Origin of the sequence: Kitasatospora sp. NPDC057518, from assembly GCF_042802075.1 — a bacterium.
GTDB lineage: Bacteria > Actinomycetota > Actinomycetes > Streptomycetales > Streptomycetaceae > Kitasatospora.
In genome coordinates, this window is sequence record NZ_JBHVEU010000022.1 from 18,578 (window position 1) to 37,031 (window position 18,454).

General features: G+C 75.3%; 19 protein-coding genes. 10 read left to right on the forward strand and 9 right to left on the reverse strand.

From position 1 onward, the window contains the following. Positions 1-274 precede the first annotated feature (274 nt). The gene (locus ACFU7Z_RS04125; RefSeq protein WP_380775817.1) at positions 275-757 is read right to left on the reverse strand and encodes a DUF1348 family protein; all 483 of its coding nucleotides are present in this window, start codon (positions 755-757) and stop codon (positions 275-277) included. 100 nt (positions 758-857) lie between these two features. On the opposite strand from ACFU7Z_RS04125, the gene ACFU7Z_RS04130 reads away from it, so the two are divergent. From ACFU7Z_RS04130 to ACFU7Z_RS04140, 3 genes are all read left to right on the forward strand, one after another. Then, on the forward strand, positions 858-1,421 hold the full coding sequence (locus tag ACFU7Z_RS04130) for a TetR/AcrR family transcriptional regulator (protein WP_049657711.1): 564 nt from the start codon (positions 858-860) through the stop codon (positions 1,419-1,421). A 209-nt stretch (positions 1,422-1,630) separates the two neighbouring features. Continuing rightward, a complete protein-coding gene (locus ACFU7Z_RS04135) occupies positions 1,631-1,774 on the forward strand; it encodes a hypothetical protein (protein WP_158077759.1) in 144 nt (47 codons plus the stop codon). Next, positions 1,767-2,006, forward strand: coding sequence for a hypothetical protein (locus ACFU7Z_RS04140; protein WP_380775819.1), 240 nt, complete (start codon positions 1,767-1,769; stop codon positions 2,004-2,006). The genes ACFU7Z_RS04135 and ACFU7Z_RS04140 overlap by 8 nt, the downstream gene beginning before the upstream one ends. A gap of 4 nt (positions 2,007-2,010) precedes the next feature. Here ACFU7Z_RS04140 and ACFU7Z_RS04145 read toward each other — a convergent pair whose 3' ends face one another. Continuing rightward, positions 2,011-3,282, reverse strand: coding sequence for a DUF5685 family protein (locus ACFU7Z_RS04145; RefSeq protein WP_380775821.1), 1,272 nt, complete (start codon positions 3,280-3,282; stop codon positions 2,011-2,013). 320 nt (positions 3,283-3,602) lie between these two features. Between ACFU7Z_RS04145 and ACFU7Z_RS04150 the strand changes: the two genes are divergently transcribed. Genes ACFU7Z_RS04150 through ACFU7Z_RS04160 form a run of 3 tightly spaced genes read left to right on the forward strand, consistent with a single transcriptional unit; the run spans position 3,603 to position 6,422 of the window. After that, positions 3,603-4,166, forward strand: coding sequence for a helix-turn-helix domain-containing protein (locus tag ACFU7Z_RS04150; RefSeq protein ID WP_049659259.1), 564 nt, complete (start codon positions 3,603-3,605; stop codon positions 4,164-4,166). Next, the gene (locus tag ACFU7Z_RS04155) at positions 4,163-5,701 is read left to right on the forward strand and encodes an MFS transporter (protein WP_380775823.1); all 1,539 of its coding nucleotides are present in this window, start codon (positions 4,163-4,165) and stop codon (positions 5,699-5,701) included. The genes ACFU7Z_RS04150 and ACFU7Z_RS04155 overlap by 4 nt, the downstream gene beginning before the upstream one ends. A 28-nt stretch (positions 5,702-5,729) precedes the next feature. Then, positions 5,730-6,422: an alpha/beta fold hydrolase gene (locus ACFU7Z_RS04160; RefSeq protein WP_380775824.1), complete on the forward strand. Its 693-nt coding sequence runs from the start codon at positions 5,730-5,732 to the stop codon at positions 6,420-6,422. A gap of 43 nt (positions 6,423-6,465) precedes the next feature. Here the strand turns inward: ACFU7Z_RS04160 and ACFU7Z_RS04165 are convergent, their stop codons facing one another. Beyond that, on the reverse strand, positions 6,466-7,899 hold the full coding sequence (locus ACFU7Z_RS04165) for a DUF2252 domain-containing protein (protein WP_198959471.1): 1,434 nt from the start codon (positions 7,897-7,899) through the stop codon (positions 6,466-6,468). A 260-nt stretch (positions 7,900-8,159) separates the two neighbouring features. Between ACFU7Z_RS04165 and ACFU7Z_RS04170 the strand changes: the two genes are divergently transcribed. Next, complete coding sequence (locus tag ACFU7Z_RS04170; protein WP_049652467.1) at positions 8,160-8,588, forward strand: DUF2809 domain-containing protein; 429 nt, start codon at positions 8,160-8,162, stop codon at positions 8,586-8,588. A gap of 39 nt (positions 8,589-8,627) precedes the next feature. On the opposite strand, the gene ACFU7Z_RS04175 is transcribed toward ACFU7Z_RS04170, so the two are convergent. Then, on the reverse strand, positions 8,628-9,410 hold the full coding sequence (locus tag ACFU7Z_RS04175) for an SGNH/GDSL hydrolase family protein (protein WP_074004931.1): 783 nt from the start codon (positions 9,408-9,410) through the stop codon (positions 8,628-8,630). A 217-nt stretch (positions 9,411-9,627) separates the two neighbouring features. On the opposite strand from ACFU7Z_RS04175, the gene ACFU7Z_RS04180 reads away from it, so the two are divergent. Beyond that, positions 9,628-10,521 carry a 4Fe-4S domain-containing protein gene (locus ACFU7Z_RS04180; RefSeq protein ID WP_380775826.1) on the forward strand — a complete coding sequence of 298 codons (894 nt, stop codon included), beginning with the start codon at positions 9,628-9,630 and terminating at the stop codon, positions 10,519-10,521. 256 nt (positions 10,522-10,777) lie between these two features. Beyond that, a complete protein-coding gene (gene ddaH, locus ACFU7Z_RS04185; RefSeq protein WP_049652461.1) occupies positions 10,778-11,605 on the forward strand; it encodes a dimethylargininase in 828 nt (275 codons plus the stop codon). Here the strand turns inward: ddaH and ACFU7Z_RS04190 are convergent. From ACFU7Z_RS04190 to ACFU7Z_RS04210, 5 genes are all read right to left on the reverse strand, one after another. Then, positions 11,592-12,338, reverse strand: coding sequence for a lactate utilization protein C (locus tag ACFU7Z_RS04190; protein WP_380775828.1), 747 nt, complete (start codon positions 12,336-12,338; stop codon positions 11,592-11,594). The two genes, ddaH and ACFU7Z_RS04190, sit on opposite strands and share 14 nt — an antisense overlap. Continuing rightward, a complete protein-coding gene (locus tag ACFU7Z_RS04195) occupies positions 12,335-13,750 on the reverse strand; it encodes a lactate utilization protein B (RefSeq protein WP_380775830.1) in 1,416 nt (471 codons plus the stop codon). Before ACFU7Z_RS04195 ends, ACFU7Z_RS04190 begins: the two co-directional genes overlap by 4 nt. After that, positions 13,747-14,508 (reverse strand): (Fe-S)-binding protein, encoded by a 762-nt coding sequence (locus ACFU7Z_RS04200; RefSeq protein WP_049652454.1) that lies wholly within the window; start codon positions 14,506-14,508, stop codon positions 13,747-13,749. The genes ACFU7Z_RS04195 and ACFU7Z_RS04200 overlap by 4 nt, the downstream gene beginning before the upstream one ends. A 208-nt stretch (positions 14,509-14,716) precedes the next feature. Next, positions 14,717-15,898, reverse strand: a complete 1,182-nt coding sequence (locus tag ACFU7Z_RS04205; RefSeq protein ID WP_380775832.1) for a globin domain-containing protein — start codon at positions 15,896-15,898, stop codon at positions 14,717-14,719. A 149-nt stretch (positions 15,899-16,047) separates the two neighbouring features. Continuing rightward, positions 16,048-16,497 (reverse strand): RrF2 family transcriptional regulator, encoded by a 450-nt coding sequence (locus tag ACFU7Z_RS04210; protein ID WP_380775834.1) that lies wholly within the window; start codon positions 16,495-16,497, stop codon positions 16,048-16,050. 306 nt (positions 16,498-16,803) lie between these two features. On the opposite strand from ACFU7Z_RS04210, the gene ACFU7Z_RS04215 reads away from it, so the two are divergent. Continuing rightward, a complete protein-coding gene (locus tag ACFU7Z_RS04215; RefSeq protein ID WP_380775836.1) occupies positions 16,804-18,414 on the forward strand; it encodes a beta-propeller fold lactonase family protein in 1,611 nt (536 codons plus the stop codon). Positions 18,415-18,454: the final 40 nt, after the last annotated feature.

Sequence of the window (18,454 nt, forward strand, 5' to 3'; positions counted from 1 at the left end):
GCCGGAATCAGGGCCGGTAGGAGGGAAGGTCCTTGACGGTGGACACCTGGGTCGGCGCGGCCGAGCCGTCGGCGGGCAGGGTGCTGATGCCGTCCGGGGTGCGGACCGCGATGGTCCTGCCGTCGGGGAGCCAGGCCAGGTCGCGGACGACGGTGCCGAAGTCGACTTCGACCTCGACGAGGAGCTTCGCGGGGCGGGGTCAGCGGCGGATGCGGGCCGTGTCACAGCCGTGGAACAGGACGGGCGCGCGCCGTGGCCCGCGCGGGGTGCCGGTTCAGAGGCCGAGGTCGGTGAGGCCCGGGTGGTCGTCGGGGCGGCGGCCGAGCGGCCAGTGGAACAGCCGCTCCGCGGCGGTGATCGGCAGGTCGTTGATCGAGGCGTGCCGCTCGGCCATCAGGCCGTTCCGGTCGAACTCCCAGTTCTCGTTGCCGTAGGAGCGGTACCAGTGGCCGTCGCCGTCGTGCCATTCGTAGGCGAAGCGGACCGCGATGCGGTCCCCGCCGTACGCCCAGAGCTCCTTGATCAGGCGGTAGTCCAGCTCGCGCTGCCACTTGCGGGTGAGGAAGTCGGCGATCCGGTCGCGGCCGGTGAGGAACTCGGAGCGGTTGCGCCAGCGGCTGTCCGGTGTGTAGGCGAGGGCGACCCGTCGGGGGTCGCGGGTGTTCCAGGCGTCCTCGGCGGCCCGGACCTTCTGGTGGGCGGTCTCCTCGGTGAACGGGGGCAGGGGCGGGCGCTGCTCGGTGCCGGTCTCGGGCATGGATGCTCCTCGGAATGGGCGTTCCGTCGGTGAGAACGATCGTTCTCACTGTTGTGGCTACAGTAGGAGAATCATCGTTCTCACGCAAAGGGCACGGCAGATGGAGCAGGAAGACCCGCGGACCCGGATCCTCGACGCGGCCGAGGAGCTGTTCTACGGGCAGGGCGTCCAGTCGGTCGGCATGGACGCCGTCCGGGCCGCCTCCGGCGTGACCATGCGCCGCCTGTACCAGCACTTCCCGTCCAAGGGCGAGCTCGTCGAGGCCTACCTGCTGCGCCGCGACGGCCGCTGGCGGGCGAACCTCGCCGTGTACGTCTCACGCACCGGAGGCTCCCCGAGGGAGCAGCTGCTCGCGGTCTTCGACTGGCTCGGCCGGTGGTTCGCCGAACCCGGCTTCCGGGGCTGCGCCTTCGTCAACTCACTCGGCGAACTCGGTGCCGTCAGCCCCGCGGTGGTGGCCGCCGCCCGGCACCACAAGGAGGAGTTCGGCGGCTACCTCGCGGGTCTGGTCGAGGCCGCCGGAGCCCCGCCCGCCACCGCCGTCCACCTGACCCTGCTGGCCGAGGGGGCGATCACCAGCGCGGCCGTCCACGGGGATCCGACGGCCGCCGCCGACGCCAGGGAGGCCGCCCGGCTGCTGCTGGACGCGGCACCGGCCCGGTAGCCGGCGGCCCCGGCGCGGATGCCGACCGTCCGGCCCGCGGCCGTCACCGGGGCTGTGGAGCAGGTGAGTTGCGGTACCCGGTGGTACCGGGTGGTGCTGGTGGGGCGTCGTCGGATGCGAGCGTTCCGGGCCGAACCGCACCGGGCGAGTGCTTTTCGCTCGAACGCGCGTTTATCGCCCATTGATCGACACCGCCTAGCCTCGGGTGCATGGACGAGAGAACGGCCGAGCGGCCGGGGGCGTTGCCCGAGGGGCGGATGACGGAGCAGGACACCGAGCGGTTCCGGCAGCTGCTGGCGCGGCTGGAGGACTCGCTGGCGGTGGACCGGAAGACGGCGCGGCGCGATGCCTGAGTGCGCCGAGCCGGGCCCGGTGGCGGTGCTGCCGGTGGCGGTCCCGCCGGTCGAGGTCCTGCCGCTCTGGCGGCGGGGCGAGGCCGGGCAGGACCGGAGCGCGGACCGGCCCGGGGTGCTGCGGGGGCACCCCGGGCCGATGGCGGCCGGTCGGTCCGCTCAGGGCGGTCAGGGCGGTCAGGACGGCCGGTCCGGTCAGGACGGGAGGGCCGGCGCGGAGCCGGCGGGCTGACCGGTCAGCTGCAGCCGCAGTCGCAGCAGCAGCCGTCGCAGCAGTCGCACCCGTCGCAGCAGTCCCCGTCACAGCAGTTGCAGCAGTCGCCGCAGCCGGGATCGCCGCAGTCGCAGCAGTCGTGGCGCTGGCAGAAGCCCTCGCGGCGCTCGCGGCTGAACGGGTCCTCGTGGTCGCAGCAGAGCAGCTGGCAGGTGCAGGCCATCAGGGCCCACATCGCGCACCCGGCGAGCAGGTTGCGGGGGTTCGGCGGCTTCTGGCCGGGCGGGGTGAAGCCCGGGCCCTGCGGCACCCACGGCGGGATCGGCGCCTGGCCCGGGGGCGTCTGCTGCGGCGGCGCCTGGTGCGGGTGCTCGCCCGTGGTGGTGCCCACGGCGGTGCCCGCGGTGTCCGGGCGGCGGCAGCTCGCCGTGTGCCGGGCGCGCCCGAAGACCCGCTCCACCGCGCGGTCGGTCTCGTGTCCGAGCAGGACGTGTACGAGGGTGCGGTCGGTCAGGTCGACCTCGCGCAGCGCGAGCCGGATGCCGTGGACGGCGTCGCGGCAGAGCCGTTCGGCCTCGGCGCGGTCGGTGCCGGTGGCGGTCAGCGGGTTCCAGGCGCCCGAGGCCGCGTCGGCGGCCTGGTCCTCGGCGGCGTCGAGGAGGTGGGCGAGCCGGCCGAACAGCCGCCCGGCCTCGGCGAGCGGGGCGGCGTTGCCGGGGCGCCCGGCGATCACGGCGGTGTGCGCGAAGGCGGCCGAGGTGGCGGTCTCGGTGGGCTCGGTGACCAGCAGGACGGAGCCGCCGGGGCGCAGCGAGCGCTCCAACTCGCCCTGCCGGGAGGCGGCGTCGAGCAGTACGGCGGTGTCGAAGCCGACGGCCGAGGCGCTGCCCGCGCTCTGCCGGTCCCAGCGCCGGGTGACGGCACGGGCTCCGGCGGCGACCGGGCGGCGGGCGAAGACGCCGTCGCGGTCCTCGACGTGGTCGCGGATCTTGACCGAGGCGAGCGCCAGCGAGACGGCGGCGGCGAGCCGGGCGCCCTCGCCCTTGGCGACGGAGGCGGTGCGCATGCCGCGCAGCGGGCACGGTCCGGCGGTGCGGCGCCAGGAGGAGTCCTCCCTGGCGGCCTGGGCCTCGACCAGGACGGAGATGATCAGACCGTCGTAGTTGGTCGCCGTCCGGGCGAGCTGTCCGTGGTCGTCCCGCAGCGCGAGGCAGAGCCCGCACAGGTGGGCCATCCAGGAGGTCTGCAGGCGCTCGGACAATCGATGCCTACACGGTCTGATGATGCCGAACACGCTGGTCCCCCTCGCCTTACGGGCCGCCGACCGGCCACGATTCGCCGCACATCATATGATCAGCGCCCCTCCTGGAAGCCGAGGTCCCGTCAAGCCGCCGCCCGACGGCCGGGCGGGCACCCCGCCCGGCGTCCGCGTGCACCTCGCCCTGCCCGGTGTCCGCGCGCACCTCGCCCCGCCCCGGCGTCCGCACGCACCTCGCCCCGGCTCGGGGCGCCGCGTGCGCCGGGGCGGGGCTGCCGCCCGAAGGCTTCCGACGACCCGGGGCCCCGGGTCCGACCCCGGTGAGTGGATCTCATATCCGGGATAGCATCGCGAATATGGGAATCGACGCGGCCGCCGACGAGCGGCTGGCACAACGACTCGCCGAGCTGAGGCTGGAACGCGGGTGGACCTTGGAGGAGTTGGCACGGCTGGCGGACGTCAGCCGGTCGACGCTGTCCCGGGTGGAGCGGGCGGAGGTCAGTCCGACGGCCGCGCTGCTCGGGCGGCTCTGCGCCGTGTACGGGCGGACCATGTCCCGGCTGCTCGCCGAGGTGGAGTCCGGTCCGGCCCGGCTGGTGCGGGCCGGGGAGCAGCAGGTGTGGCGGGACGGGACGACGGGGTTCGTCCGCCGGTCGGTCTCGCCGCCGCACGGCTCGCTGCGCGCGGAGATCATCGAGGGCCGGCTGCCGGCCGGCGCGGACATCGCCTACGACCGCGCCTGCACGCCCGGCCGGGAGCACCACCTCTGGCTGCTGGAGGGGAACCTGGAGCTGACCGTGGACGGTGAGCCGCAGCCGCTCGGCCCCGGCGACTGCCTGCGCTACGTCGGCAGCACCAGCCGCTTCCGCAGCCTCGGCCCGGGCGAGGCCCGGTACGCGCTGGTGGTGGTCGAGCCGTGAGCGCCGCCACCGGGCCGATAGCGAAGGAGCCCGAGGAGAGCCCCGGGAACGGCGGGGCGCCCCAGGAACCCGGGAAGCCCGGGGGACCCAAGGAGCGCTTCGACGCCGCCGGGCGCCGGGTCCTGCTGGTCTGCGTCGCGGGCGGCTTCACCACGCTGCTCGACCAGTCCGTCCTCAACACCTCCATCCCCGCCCTGCGCGAGACCCTGCACGCCGGGCCCGCCGATCTCCAGTGGATCGTGGCCGGCTACTCGCTCGCCTTCGGCCTCGCGCTGATCCCCGGCGGGCGGCTGGGCGACGTCAGGGGCCGCAAGTGGTTCTTCGTCACCGGCCTCGCCCTGTTCACCCTGGTCAGCCTGGTCTCCGCGACCGCCACCGAGCCCGGGGTGCTGATCGCCGCCCGGCTGCTCCAGGGCGTGGGCGCCGGCCTGGTCAACTCCCAGATGATCGGCACCCTCCAGGACGTCTTCGACGGCCAGCTGCGGGCCCGCGCCCTCGGCATGTACGCCGTCACCGGCGGCCTCGCCTTCACGCTCGGCCCGCCGATCGGCGGCGCGGTGCTGGCCCTGGCCGGCCCCGAGCACGGCTGGCGGCTGACCTTCCTGCTCAACGTCCCCTTCGGCCTGGCCACCGTCGCCCTGGCGGCCCGCCACCTGCCGAAGCCCCGCCCCAGCGCCCGGAACGCCGACCTCGACGTCCTCGGCCTGCTGCTGGTCGGGGCGCTCACCCTGGCCCTGATGCTGCCCTTCGTCCGGCCGCCCGGCTGGACCGGCTGGCTCGCCTTCGCGGCCGCCGCCCTGCTGCTGCTCGGCGCGCTCGCCTGGTGGCAGCGGCGCTACGCCCGGTCCGGCGGCCACCCGCTGATCCACCCGGCCCTCACCCGCTCCGCGCCGTACGCGCTCGGAACGGCCACCGCGATGGCCCAGTTCGGCTCCTCGCTCGCCGCCTCGCTGGTCCTGACCATGTTCCTCCAGGACGGCCTCGGCCTCTCCCCGATGGGCGCCGCGCTGGTCGCGCTGCCCTCCGCCGTGGCCATGGGCGTGGCCTCCGCGCTCGCCTGGCGGGTCGTCCAGCGCTACGGCCGACGCACCGTCACCGTCGGAATGGTCGGCTCCGCGCTCGCCATGCTGCTCAGCGGACTGCTCGCGCACTGGGCGCCCGCCGCCGTGCTGCCCTGGCTGCTGGCCCTGCTGCAACTGCTCGGCGGCGCCTCGGTCGGCCTGATGGGCTCCACCAACCAGGCCTACGTGCTGCGCCACGCGCCCGCCGAGGCGGCCGGGGTGAGCGGGGCGATCCTGCAGATGGCCCAGCGGATCGCGGCGGCCGTCGCGGTCTCGGCCCTGTCCGGGGTCTACCTGCGGGAGACCGTCGGCGGCGGCGGGCACCGCTCCGCCTACCTGACGGCGAGCGTGGTGTGCGCCGCGGTGGCCGGACTCGCCGTCCTGGCTTCGGTGTTCGCCGGCCGCGCCACAGCCCGCGAGCAGCGCGACGGCGGACCGGTCGCGATGAGCCGAGGGCGAACACCGGTCCGCTAGGCGGTGGTCGGCGCGTACCGTGGCGGGCATGACCGACGTACGGACCCGGACCGTGGACCTGCCCGAGGTGACGCTCGCCTACCGCGAGAGCGGACGGCCCGGCGGCCCGCCGCTGGTGCTGCTGCACGCCCTCGGCGAGCGGGCCGCCGACTGGGACACCGTCCTGCCCGACCTCGCCCCCGGCCACCACGTGTACGCGCTCGACCTGCGCGGCCACGGCGACAGCGCCCGCACCGCCGCCTACGCGCTGGAGGCGATGCGGGACGACGTGCTGGCCTTCCTCGACGCCCTCGGGCTCGCCCGCGTCGACCTGGTCGGCCACTCGATGGGCGGCGCCGTCGCCTGCCTGCTCGCCCAGGCCGCGCCGGAGCGGATCGACCGGCTGGTCCTGGAGGAGATCCCCGCGCTGTACCCGCGCCCGGCGAGCGCGCCGCCCGAGGACCCGGACCCGGACGTGCACTTCGACTGGGCGGCGGTCCGGGCGGTCAAGGCCCAGCTCGACGACCCGGACCCGGCCTGGCGGGAGGGGCTGGCCGGGATCACCGCCCGCACCCTGGCCGTCGCCGGCGGCCCGGCCAGCCACGTCCCGCAGGAGCGGATCGCCGAACTCGCCCGGCTGATCCCGGACTGCCGCCTGGTCACCGTCGAGGCCGGGCACCTGGTGCACGGTGCCCGGCCCGCCGGGTTCGTCGCCGCGGTGGCGCCGTTCCTGGCCCGCTGAGCTGCCGGGCCGCTGCCGTCGGATGAGGCGGACGCCGGGTCGGTCAGACGCCGTGCTCGACGGGCAGCCGCCCGTTGCGCACCGCCGTCAGCAGGTCGGCGTGGTCGGCCTCGGTGCGGTCGGCGTAGGCCACCGCGAAGGCGGCGACGGCCTCGTCCAGCGCCTCGCTCTTGCCGCAGTACCCGGCCAGCAGGCCGGGGTCGGCGGTGTGCGAGTGCGCCCGGGCCAGCAGGGCGCCGGTGATCCGGGCGTAGTCGTCCAGTTGGCCCGGCAGCAGCGCCGCCGGGTCGACGCTGCCCTTGCGGTTGCGGAACTGCCGTACCTGGTACGGGAGTCCGTCGACCGTGGTCCAGCCCAGCAGGGTGTCGCTGACCACCTGCATGTGCTTCTGGCCGAGCACCACCCGGCGGCCCTCGTGCCCGTCCGCCGCGGGCCGCGGCCCGGCCGGCAGGTACGGCAGCAGCGCGGACGGGCGGGCCTCCTTCACCTGCAGCACCAGCGGCTGGTCCCGGTGGTCGGTGAGCAGCACCACGTACGAGCGGGTGCCGACGCTGCCGGTGCCCACCACCCGGAACGCCACGTCCTGCACCCGGTAGCGGGACAGCAGGGTGCGGACCTCGGCCGGAACCGTCTCGACGTACGGGCCGAGCGCGTGCGCGACGGCGCGGGCGGTCGCGTCGGTCACCTCGGTGAGCACCGGGGGAGCGGCCGTGAACCGCCAACCGCCGTCCGCGGTACGGGCGGTGCTGCGGGCGGCGAACCGGGCGCTGGTGTTGCCGAGCGCCTTCGCGCCGACCTTGCGCAGCACCTCGGCGAGGTCGTGCGCCTCGGCGAAGGAGACCAGCTGCTCGTCCGCGATCGCGTTCCAGGCGTCCAGCCCGGGCAGCTTGGCGAGCGTGCGCACCGTCCGGCGGTAGGAGCCCGCCACGTGCTGGGCGGCCTCGCGCGCGGTGGTCTCGCTCGCCCCGGCCTCCCGGGCGGCCAGCACCAGGCTGGCGGCGAGCCGCTTGAGGTCCCACTCCCAGGGGCCGGGGACGGTCTCGTCGAAGTCGTTGATGTCCAGCACGATCTGGCCGCGCGCGTCGCCGTACAGGCCGAAGTTCGCGGCGTGCGCGTCCCCGCAGAGCTGCGCGCCCACCCCGGTCACCGGGGTGCCCGCGAGGTCGGCGGCCATCAGCCCGGCCGAGCCGCGCAGGAACGCGAACGGGCCGGCGGCCATCCGGCCGACCCGGATCGGCACCAGCCGGGCTATTCGGCCGGCGTTGGAGGCCTCCAGCGCGGTCACGGCCGTCGGCCGGTCGGGTGCGGGCGCGAACTCCGCGTGCCGCTCCCGGGGCACCCGGGTCCGCAGCTCCTTGCCGCGCTCCCGCGCCCGCCCGTCCTGCGCCGGGGCGAACCCGGCCACCGCGAACCCGCGCCGGGTCCGCTCGTCCCGCCCCGCCGCCGACCCCGACCCGGCCGCCTCGGCCCCACCCACGTGCGCCACTGTCCCCGCCCGTCCCTTCCGGTCCTCGCCCCGCCCACGACCTGCGCGGACGTTTCATCGGGGGGAGTGACGTACGGGGTGGCGCGGTGGTTCCGGGAGGAGAGGGTCCGCTTGCGGGTCGCGGGGGTGGTGCGGGGGCGGCGGGGCGTGCGTGGGGCGCGGGCGGGCTCGGCGTCGGGACCGGGCTCGTGGGATGAGGGGAGGCGCGGGGCCGGGGCGGAGCCCGTGGGGTGCGGGGTAGCGTGGGGCGGGTGAACGATCTCGGGGGGAGCGGTTCCCGGGCGCTTCGGCGCACGCGCCTGGCGGCCGCGTCGGCGGCCGTGCTGACCGTGGCGGCCGGGCTGGGGGTGCGGGCCGTGTTCGGCGGGGACTTCGCCAAGTGCGCCGGGGACGCGCTCTACACCGTCCTCCTGTACGCCCTGCTCGTGCTGGCCGCGCCGAGGCTGCGCCCCGGCCGGGCCGCCGCCGTGGCCGCCGCGCTCAGCTGGGCCGTGGAGCTGTTCCAGCTGACCGGACTGCCGGACGCCTGGGGGCGGCACAGCACCCTGGCCCGGCTGGTGCTGGGCTCGACCTTCAACCCGCCGGACCTGCTCTGGTACCTGGTCGGCGCGGGCTGCGCCGGGGTGCTCCACCGGGTGCTGCGGACCTCCCGGGTCGCGGCACCCGGCGGAGCCGTCTGAACGCGGCCGACCGGGCCGGGCGAGCGACCTGACGGACCGTCAGAGCGGGAGCAGGTCCGGCCGCTTGGGCTCGACGTGGTCGCCCGAGGACTCGCCGCGCAGGCGCCGGCCGACCCAGGGCAGCAGGTACTCGCGGGCCCACTGGATGTTCTCCCGCCGCTGGTCCGCGGGGGTGAGCGCCTGGGCGTCCGGCCACGGGGCCTCCGGGTCCTGCGCGGTGCGCAGGCCCAGCGAGCGGGCGGCCAGCAGGGCGACCCGCTGGTGCCCCTCGGGGGACAGGTGCAGGCGGTCCTCGCTCCACGCGCGGCGGTCCTGCACCGCGCGCAGCGACCACAGGTCGGCCACCTTGCAGCCGTTGCGGTCGGCGACGGCGCGCATGTGCCCGTTGTAGGTGGCGATCTTGCCGCGCAGGTGCTTCAGCAGCGGCACGTCCTTGGTGTCGAAGCCGGTGCAGATCAGCACCGTCCCGGCGCTTTCGGTGAGTTGGACGACGGCGGCCTCGAAGCGCTCGGCCACCTCGTCCGGGTCGGCGCCCGGTCGGAGGATGTCGTTGCCGCCCGCGCAGAAGGTGACCAGGTCGGGCTGGAGGCGCTGGACCTGCGGCACCTGCTCGGCGGTGATCTGGTCCAGCAGCCGGCCGCGCACCGCGAGGTTGGCGTAGCGGAAGGCGCCCGGCGGGCGCCCGTCGGCGAGGATCCCGGCGAGGCGGTCGGCCCAGCCGGCGAACCTGCCGTCGACGCCGGGGTCGTTCAGACCCTCGGTGAAGCTGTCGCCGATGGCGGCATACGAATCGAGGTCAAGGGTCTCCTGGAGATTCGGCATGAAAGAGATAGTTCACCCAATCAAGTGACCTACGCCACCGTAGGTGACTCCGGCGGCACGTGAGATGGACCACGTGCCCCCGTGGGCCCCTCCCGCCCGCAGAGAGCCGGCCCCCGGAAAGCACAAGATCCGCGCTCCCTTCCGCTTTCCGGCCGGCCCGGCGGATGCTCGAAGGGAGCGGCCGGTCCGGCCGCCGTCCTCCCGGGGGAAGGCACCCATGACCACCGACCCGCGCCCCGACCCGTCCGAGAACTGGTCCATCGACGACCGGTGCACCAACTGCGACGTCGCCCGGCAGCTCGCGCCCGACCTGGTCCGCGAGCACGCGGGTCGCTCGGTGCTGGTCCGCCAGCCGCGCGACGCGGCCGAGCGCCGGCAGCTGCTCGCCGCCGCCCACGCCTGCCCGACCCGTTCCATCCGCCGGGGCACCGGGCCGCTGGACCGGGCCGGGGACCCGTTCCCGCTGGCCCTCGCCGACGACCTGCTGCTGCTCGGCCACAACTCCCGGCAGACCGCGGGCGCCAACTCCTACCTCTGCCGCCGTCCCACCGGCTGGGTGATGGTCGACACGCCGCGCTACAGCGAGGCCCTGGCCGCCCGGTACGCCGCGCTCGGCCCGGTCACCGACGTCCTGCTCACGCACCGCGACCACGCCGCGCACGGACGGGCGTACGCCGACCGGTTCGGCGCCCGGCTCTGGATCCACGAGGGCGATCTGGCGGCCGCCCCCGACGCCGACCGGGTGCTGCGCGGCACCGCGCCGACGGAGGTCTCGCCCGGCCTGGTCGCCCACCCGTTCCCCGGCCACACCCGGGGCAGCGTGCTCTTCCTCGTGGACGAGCGGTACTGCTTCAGCGGGGACAGCCTGTACTGGTCCCGCACCACCGGGGACATCGAGGTGGCGGAGTCGGTCACCTGGTACTCGATCGAGGAGCTCGCCGCCTCGCTGCGGCGCGGCCTCGGCGTGCTGCGCTTCGAGTGGCTGCTGCCCGGCCACGGCGACCGGCGCCGGATGCCCGCCGAGGAGGCGGACCGCCGGCTGCGGTCGCTGGCCGAGCGGTGCCGGGAGCTGCGGCCGAGGCCCGTGGACTTCGGCGCGGTCCGCTGGTAGCCGGCGGCCCGCCGGTACGGGACGGCCTGCCGCTGGCCGGTAGCCGGTAGCCGGTGGCGCGGTCCGCCGGTCGGCGCCGGAGGGTCGGTGCGCCGGTGCCTGCGCCGGGTGCGCGGGGGCGTGCGACCGCCGGGAGCGCCCACCCGGGTGTGCGAACGGTTCCGTCGGGGCAGCCGCCTTGGGAACGAAGGTGTTCGGCCCCGTGAACCCCGAACTCCGTGCGATGAACTCCCCGCGATCCAAGGATGGTTGAGCCATGCTCACGCAGACCCCGGAGCGCCACGCCCGGCCTCGGCGCTACCTGATGTGCCGGCCGACGCACTTCACCGTGGACTACGCGATCAACCCGTGGATGGACCCCGCCCAGCCCACCGACACCGCGCTCGCCCTGCGCCAGTGGGAGCGGCTCTACTGGACGTACCGCCGGCTCGGCCACACCGTCGAGCTGATCGACCCGGTGCCCGGCCTGCCCGACATGGTGTACGCCGCCAACGGCGCCACCGTCCTGGACGGCCGCGCCCTGGTCGCCACCTTCCGCTACCCGGAGCGGGCCGCCGAGTCGGAGGCCTACCTGGCCTGGTTCCGCGAGCGCGGCTACCGCGAGGTGCGCCGGGCCGGGCACGTCAACGAGGGCGAGGGCGACCATCTGGTGGTGGGCCGCCGGGTGCTCGCCGGGACGGGCTTCCGCACCTCGCGCGCCGCGCACGCCGAGGCCGGGGAGCTGTTCGGCGTCCCGGTGGTCAGCCTGACCCTGGTCGACCCGCGCTTCTACCACCTGGACACCGCGCTGGCGGTGCTCGCCGACGACCACGTCATGTACTACCCGGAGGCCTTCGACGCCGACAGCCGTTCGGTGCTACGCGCGCTCTACCCGGACGCGATCCTCGCCGACCGGGCCGACGCCGAGGTGTTCGGGCTCAACGCGGTCTCGGACGGCCGCCGGGTGCTGCTGCCGGAGGCCGCCAAGAACCTGGCCGGCCGGCTGACCGAGCACGGCTACCAGCCCGTCCCGGTGGACGTCTCGGAGCTGCTGAAGGGCGGCGGCGGGGCGAAGTGCTGCACCCTGGAGCTCAGGCCGGAGTGACGGTGCCGCCCCCGGTGCCGCCCCGGATGCCGTGCCGGGCGTCGTCCGGCTCCGGCGCCGCGGTGACCAGCAGCACCTCCAGGGTGCGCGGCCCGTGCACCCCCTCCACCCGGTCCAGCTCGATGTCGCTGGTGGCGGACGGCCCCGAGATCCAGGTCTGCGGCCGTACCGGATCGAGCCGGGGCAGCGCGAGCGGCACCGAGGCGACGACCTGCTCCGGGGCCCGCACCACGCAGACGTGGTGGTCGGGGACGAGCGAGAGCAGCCGTCGCCCCTGGCCCGGTCCGGCGTCCAGCACGATCGTCCCGGTCTCGGCGACGGCCAGCGCGCAGCCGGTCACCACGCTGTCCACGGCGTCCAGCCGGGCGGCGGTCAGCGTCCCGTCGTCCGGGAGGAGTTCGACCCCCTCGGCCTCGGCCGCGGTGAGCCAGTCGGCCGGCAGCCCGGCCGGCACCACGACCGTCCGGCTGCCCCGCTCGACCAGCAACCCGGCGATCCGCCGCGGCAGTTCGTCCTCGTGGCAGCGGTGCACCAGGGCCCGGTAGTCGGCCAGGTTGCGGTGCAGCAGGTCGAGCACGGCCGCCGGGTCGTCCATCGGCACGTGCGCGGTCAGGTAGTCGCGGGGCAGCGGCTGTTCGGCCACCCCGGCGGCGTCGCCGAGCGCGGCCCGGATCCGGCCGAGCACCAACTCGCGGGAGTTCGAGGTCCGTTCGGGCCGGTCGGATGCGGTCATGCGCGGTTCCTCCGCCACCAGTCGCGGAACGGTTCGGCCGGCACCTCCGGCAGGTCCCGGGTGTCGGTCCAGGCCCGCCCCGGCCCGGGCAGCCGGCGCGGGTGCAGCGACCGGGTGCGCCCGGCCAGCCGCTCGGCGGCGGCGAGCGCCGCCGGGTGGTCCAGCACGAACCCGGCGGCGGCCATCGCGGCCCGCTCCAGCGGGTGCCCGCCCTGCTCGGCGACCCGCTCGCGCAGGTGCACCAGCACCTCGGGGATGTCGATCGCCACCGGGCAGACCTCGTAGCAGGCCCCGCAGAGCGAGGAGGCGTACGGCAGCGAGGCGTCCACCGGGCTTGCAGTGCCGCGCAGTTGGGGCGTCAGGATGGCGCCGATCGGCCCCGGGTAGACCGAGCCGTAGGCGTGCCCGCCGGCCCGCTCGTACACCGGGCAGACGTTGAGGCAGGCCGAGCAGCGGATGCAGCGCAGCGCCTGGCGGCCGACCTGGTCGGCCAGCGCGGTGGTACGGCCGTTGTCCAGCAGCACCAGGTGGAACTCGGACGGGCCGTCGCCCTCCGTCGTCCCGGTCCAGAGCGAGGTGTACGGGTTCATCCGCTCGGCGGTGGAGGAGCGGGGGAGCAGCTGGAGGAAGACCTCCAGGTCCCGCCAGGTCGGCACGACCTTCTCGATCCCGACCACCGAGATCAGCGTGCGCGGCAGGGTGAGGCACATCCGGCCGTTGCCCTCGGACTCGACCACCACCAGGGTGCCGGTCTCGGCGACCATGAAGTTGGCGCCGGAGACGGCGACTTCGGCGCGCAGGAACTTCTCCCGCAGGTGCAGCCGGGCGGCCTCGGCGAGTTCGGCGGGCGAGTCGGTGAGGCCCCTGGGCGCCGGGCGGCCCCAGGAGGCCATCCGGTCCGCGAAGACCTGCCGGATCTCCGCCCGGTTGCGGTGGATCGCCGGCACCAGGATGTGCGAGGGCCGGTCGTCGCCCAACTGCACGATCAGCTCGGCGAGATCGGTCTCGTAGGCGGTGATCCCCTCGGCCGCCAGCGCCTCGTTGAGCTCGATCTCCTGGGTGGCCATCGACTTGACCTTGACGACCTCGGTCCGCCCGGTGGCCTTGACCAGTCCGGCGACGATCCGGTTGGCCTCCTCGGCGTCGGCGGCCCAGTGCACGGTGCCGCCGGCCGCCGTGACGGACTCCTCCAACTGCACCAGGTAGCGGTCGAGGTGGCGCAGCGTGTGGTCCTTGATCGCCTTCCCGGCGGCGCGCAGCCGGTCCCAGTCGGCGAGTTCGGCGACCGCCCGGGCCCGCTTGTCGCGGATGGTGCGGGTGGCGTGCCGCAGGTTGGCGCGCAGCCGCTCGTCCCGTACGGCCTTGGCGGCGGCCTGCGGGAAGGCGGGCATGCCGAGGAACGTACCGCTCACACGGGCCTCCAGGGGTGCTCCTCGGTGCTGGCCAGGATCTCCGCCAGGTGCAGCGGCCGCAGCGGCGCGCCCCGGCGGCGCAGGGTGCCGCCGAGGTGCAGCAGGCAGGAGTTGTCGGCGCCGCAGAGTACGCGGGCACCGGTGCCGAGCGCGTTGGCGATCTTGTCCTCGGCCATGGCCGCCGAGACCGCCGCGTTCTTGACCGCGAAGGTGCCGCCGAAGCCGCAGCACTCCTCGGCCCCGGGCAGCTCGACCAGCTCCAGGCCCTCGACGGCGCCCAGCAGCCGGCGCGGGCGCCCGCCGAGGCCGAGCAGGCGCAGGCCGTGGCAGGAGGGGTGGTAGGTGACGGTGTGCGGGAAGTACGCGCCGACGTCCTCGACGCCGAGCACGTCGGTCAGGAACTCGGTCAGCTCGACCACCCGGGGCACCAGGTCGGTGGCCAGGTCGGCGAGTTCGGTGCCCCGGCCCTCGGTCGCCGCCCTGGCACCGATCCGGGGGTAGTTGTCCCGGACCATCGCCACGCAGGAGCCCGAGGGCGTCACCACGTGGTCGTACCCGGCGAAGGCCTTCGCGGTCCGCCGGACCAGCGGCTCGCAGCCCCTGCGGTAGCCGGTGTTGTACTGCGGCTGCCCGCAGCAGGTCTGCCCGGCGGGGAAGTCCACCGTCACGCCGAGCCGTTCCAGCAGCCGGACGGTGGCCACCGCGGTGGCGGGGAACAGCGCGTCGTTGACGCAGGTGGCGAACAGCGCGACCCGCATCCGGGCTCCCTTCTGCCGAACCGGACCCCCGCCGGACGCCCGAACCGCCGGACGCCCGAACCGCCGGACGGTCGAACCGCCGGACGCCGGAAGCCGATCGGCACCGGACCGCTCGTGATCGTACCGAGCGGACCGGTGCCGCGGTGGGACTTCGGCCGTGCGACCTCGGCCGGGGACGTCAGCCCCCGGGACTCACGGCCTCACGGCCTCAGGCGCCGAGCCAGAGGTCCGGCCCGAACACCTCGTAGTGGATGTCCGCCGCCGGGACGCCCGCGGTCAGCAGCTGCTCGCGGACGGCGCGCAGGAAGGGGAGCGGCCCGCAGAGGTAGGCGGTGGTGCCGGCCGGGACCTCGACGGTGGAGAGGTCCACCAGGCCGGTGCGCTCGGCCGGCCACTCGCCGAGCGGCCGCTCGTAGAAGACGTGCGAGTCCGCGTTCGGCAGGTCGGCGGTGAGCCGTGCCAGTTCGGCCCGGAAGGCGTGGCTCAGCTGGTCGCAGTCGCCGTGGACGGAGACGATCCGCCGGGTGGAGCCGGTGGTGGCGAGGTGGTCGAGCATGGCGGTCATCGGGGTGTTGCCGATGCCGGCGGAGGCGAGCAGCACCGGGCCGTCGCCGTCGGCCAGGGCGATGTCGCCCAGCGGGGGCGCCAGTTCGACGGGGTCGCCGGCCTTCAGGTGGTCGTGCAGGTGGCCGGAGACCTCGCCGCCGTCCTCGCGCTTGACGCTGAAGCGCAGGGCGCCGTCGGCGCCGCCGGAGAGGCTGTACTGGCGGATCTGCCGGGCGCCGTCGGCCAGTTCGGTGCGCACCGAGACGTACTGGCCGGGGCGGAAGGCCGGGACGGGGCGGCCGTCGGCGGGGCGGACCAGGTAGCTGGTGACGGCCTCGGTCTCCTGGTGGCGGGCGATCACGGTGTAGGGGCGCCACAGGTCGGCCGGGTCGCCGCCGGCGGCGGCCTCGGCGCGCAGCCGGTCCTCGACGGCGATCAGCGCGTTGGCCATCAGCCAGTAGACCTCGTCCCAGGCGGCGGCGACCTCGGGGGTGACGGCCTCGCCGAGCACCTCCACGATGGCGGCGAACAGGTGCTCGTGGACGATCTTGTACTGGCTGCTGTCGATGCCGACCGAGACGTGCTTGTGGGCGATGCGGGCGAGCATCGCGTCCGGCCGCTGGTCCGGGTCGGCGATCAGGGCGGTGGCGAAGGCGGCTATCGAGCCGGCCAGCGCCTCGCGCTGGGTGCCGTTGGCCTGGTTGCCCCGGTTGAAGAGGTCGCGCAGCAGCTCCGGGTGCGCGGCGAACAGCCGGTCGTAGAAGCGCGGGGTGATGTCGCCGATGGCGGCGCCCACGACGGGCAGGGTGGCCTCGATGACCTCGGTGGACTTCGCGGACAGCATCAGTCGGGCTCCTAACTGGTATCTGAGATTCGCATTAAAGGCTGTGAAAGAGGCGCGTGGCCCCGGTGGGCCGATCGGCCGGTGGGTCCGGCGGTTTCGGTGGGTCCGGCAGTCTCGGTGGATCCGGCGGTGCCGGTGACGCCGGTGGGTCAGGCGGTGTCGGCGGGTCTCGCGGCGAGGCTGAGCAGGACCGGCCCGGTGGGGGAGGCCACCAGGTCGTCGATGGAGAGGTGGTCGAGCGCGGCGAAGAACGCCTCCTGGGCGCCCCGCAGTGCTCCGCGCAGGCGGCACGCGGCCCGCAGCGGGCAGGGCGGGTCGTCCTCGCAGCCGACCACGTCGCCGACCCCTTCCAGCTCCCGCAGCAGCAGTCCGAGCGAACCGGTCCGCCCGGCGAAGGTGAGCATCAGCCCGCCGCCGCGACCGCGCCGGGCCTCCACCACCCCCAGGTGCTGCAGTCGGCTGACCACCTTCGCCGCGTGGGTGTACGGCACGCCGACCGACGCGGCCACCTCGCGGGTGGTCGGGTTGTCGCCCTCGCCCAGGACGGCCAGTCGCATGGCGATCCGCAGGGCGATGTCGGTGCTCTTGGTCAGCCTCACGTTCGGAACGCTATCGAATACGACTCCGCAACTCCAATTTTCTGCACGACGTCGATCGAGACCCCGGTCACGTCGATCCGGAGCCCTCGGCCCGGTCGGGGCCGTGGCGGGTCCGCGCACCCTCGCGCGGCGATCGGATCTGAACATTTGGCGACATTAGTAGTCACTCCCTGACGGAAAGTCAGGGCGGCTTCTACGCTTCCCCCGGCTCCGAACCCACCACAGCACCACCACACGTTCGTCCGTGCCGAGCAGTTGGAGAGACCCGTGAGAACACCCCGCACACCCCGTCGTACCCGGACGGCCGTGGCCGCGATATCCGCGACCACGGCCGCACTGCTGTCGCTGCCCGCGACCGCCGAGGCCGTCACACCGCCGCCGGCCGTCGCCGCGCACCTGGCGGTGGCGCCGTACCCGGCGGGCGTCGCGCTGACGCCGGACGGCGGCCACGCCTATGTGACCAGCCAGAGCAGCGGCGCCGTCAGCGTGCTCGACACCGCGAGCAACACCGTGTCCGGCGGCTTCACCGCCGGGTCCGGCTCGTACGCCGTGGCCGTGTCGCCCGACGGGCACCGGGCCTACCTGACCCACCACCTGGACAACACCGTCAGCGTCGTGGACACCGCGACCGACGCCGTCACCGCGACCGTCCCGGTCGGCGCCCAGCCCTGGGGCCTCGCCCTCGCGCCGAACGGCTCCCGCGCCTACGTGAGCAACGCCGCCGCCAACACCGTCAGCGTGCTGGACACGTCGTCCGACACCGTGACCGCGACCGTGCCGGTCGGCGCCGAGCCGCACGGCCTGGCCGTCTCCCCGGACGGCACCCGGCTGTACGTCGCCGCGTCCGGCGCCAAGGCCGTCACCGTGGTCGACACCGCGAGCGGCACGGTGAGCGGCACCGTCCCGGTCGGCCACGGCGTCTTCGGCCTCGCGCTCAGCCCGGACGGCACCCGGCTGTGGACCGCCGACGGAGACGACGGCACCGCCGCCGTGATCGACACCGCGGCCGGTACGGTCCTCGGCACCGTCGCCGTCGGCTCCGGCCCCTACGCGGTGACCGTCTCCCCGGACGGCACGGCGGCCTACGTCTCCAACTACGCCGACAACACCCTGAGCGTGGTGGACACCGCGAGCCGGACGGTCACCGCGACCGTCCCGGTGGGCGCCAGCCCGTACAGCCTGGCCCTGACCGCCGACGGGCGGCACGGCTACCTCGCCGACTTCACCGGCAGCGCCGTCGACGTGGTGACCTTCCCGCTGCCGGTGCCGGACGTGACCGCGATCAGCCCGAACGGCGGCTCCGGGACGGGCGGCACCGCGGTGACCATCACCGGCACCGACCTGGCCGGCGCCACCGCCGTGACCTTCGGCGCGGCCGGCGCCGCCACCTCGTTCAGCTGCACGAAGACCAGCTGCACCGCGACCGCCCCCGCCACCACCGTCGCCGGAGCCGTGGACGTGCGGGTCACCGGGCCCGGCGGCACCAGCGCGGCCGTCGCCGCCGACCGCTTCACCTACACCGCCCCCGCCGCCCACCTGGGCGTCGCGCTCACCGCGACCCCGGTCACCGGGCTGCTCTCCAGCCGGGTCGACTACACCGTCACCCTCACCGGCCAGGGCCCCGACCCGGTGACCACGGCCACCGTCGCCGCCGACCTGCCCGCCGGGCTGACCACGACCTCCGGTGACTGCACCGTCGCCGCCGGGAAGCTGAACTGCGCGCTGACCGCGCCGCTGGCCAAGGGCGCGAGCACCACCCGGCACTTCTCGGTCGGCGTCGGCCTGCTCACCCTGCTCCGCAGCTGGGACGTCACCGTGGCGCGCACCGCCGGGGCGCCCGCCGACCCGTCGCCCGCCACCAGCCGGGCCACCCGCAGCTGCTCCGCGGTGCTCGGGCTGCTGATCACCTGCAAGTAGCGCACGGGCAGCCGCCCCGGGCCCCGCCGGAACCCTCCGG

Coding starts and splice junctions, on each gene's coding strand:
- ACFU7Z_RS04125 (WP_380775817.1), bottom strand. CDS start 757: ATGCCCGAGACCGGCACCGAGCAGCGCCCGCCCCTGCCCCCGTTCACC.
- ACFU7Z_RS04130 (WP_049657711.1), top strand. CDS start 858: ATGGAGCAGGAAGACCCGCGGACCCGGATCCTCGACGCGGCCGAGGAG.
- ACFU7Z_RS04135 (WP_158077759.1), top strand. CDS start 1,631: ATGGACGAGAGAACGGCCGAGCGGCCGGGGGCGTTGCCCGAGGGGCGG.
- ACFU7Z_RS04140 (WP_380775819.1), top strand. CDS start 1,767: ATGCCTGAGTGCGCCGAGCCGGGCCCGGTGGCGGTGCTGCCGGTGGCG.
- ACFU7Z_RS04150 (WP_049659259.1), top strand. CDS start 3,603: ATGGGAATCGACGCGGCCGCCGACGAGCGGCTGGCACAACGACTCGCC.
- ACFU7Z_RS04160 (WP_380775824.1), top strand. CDS start 5,730: ATGACCGACGTACGGACCCGGACCGTGGACCTGCCCGAGGTGACGCTC.
- ACFU7Z_RS04175 (WP_074004931.1), bottom strand. CDS start 9,410: ATGCCGAATCTCCAGGAGACCCTTGACCTCGATTCGTATGCCGCCATC.
- ACFU7Z_RS04180 (WP_380775826.1), top strand. CDS start 9,628: ATGACCACCGACCCGCGCCCCGACCCGTCCGAGAACTGGTCCATCGAC.
- ddaH (WP_049652461.1), top strand. CDS start 10,778: ATGCTCACGCAGACCCCGGAGCGCCACGCCCGGCCTCGGCGCTACCTG.
- ACFU7Z_RS04190 (WP_380775828.1), bottom strand. CDS start 12,338: ATGACCGCATCCGACCGGCCCGAACGGACCTCGAACTCCCGCGAGTTG.
- ACFU7Z_RS04200 (WP_049652454.1), bottom strand. CDS start 14,508: ATGCGGGTCGCGCTGTTCGCCACCTGCGTCAACGACGCGCTGTTCCCC.
- ACFU7Z_RS04205 (WP_380775832.1), bottom strand. CDS start 15,898: ATGCTGTCCGCGAAGTCCACCGAGGTCATCGAGGCCACCCTGCCCGTC.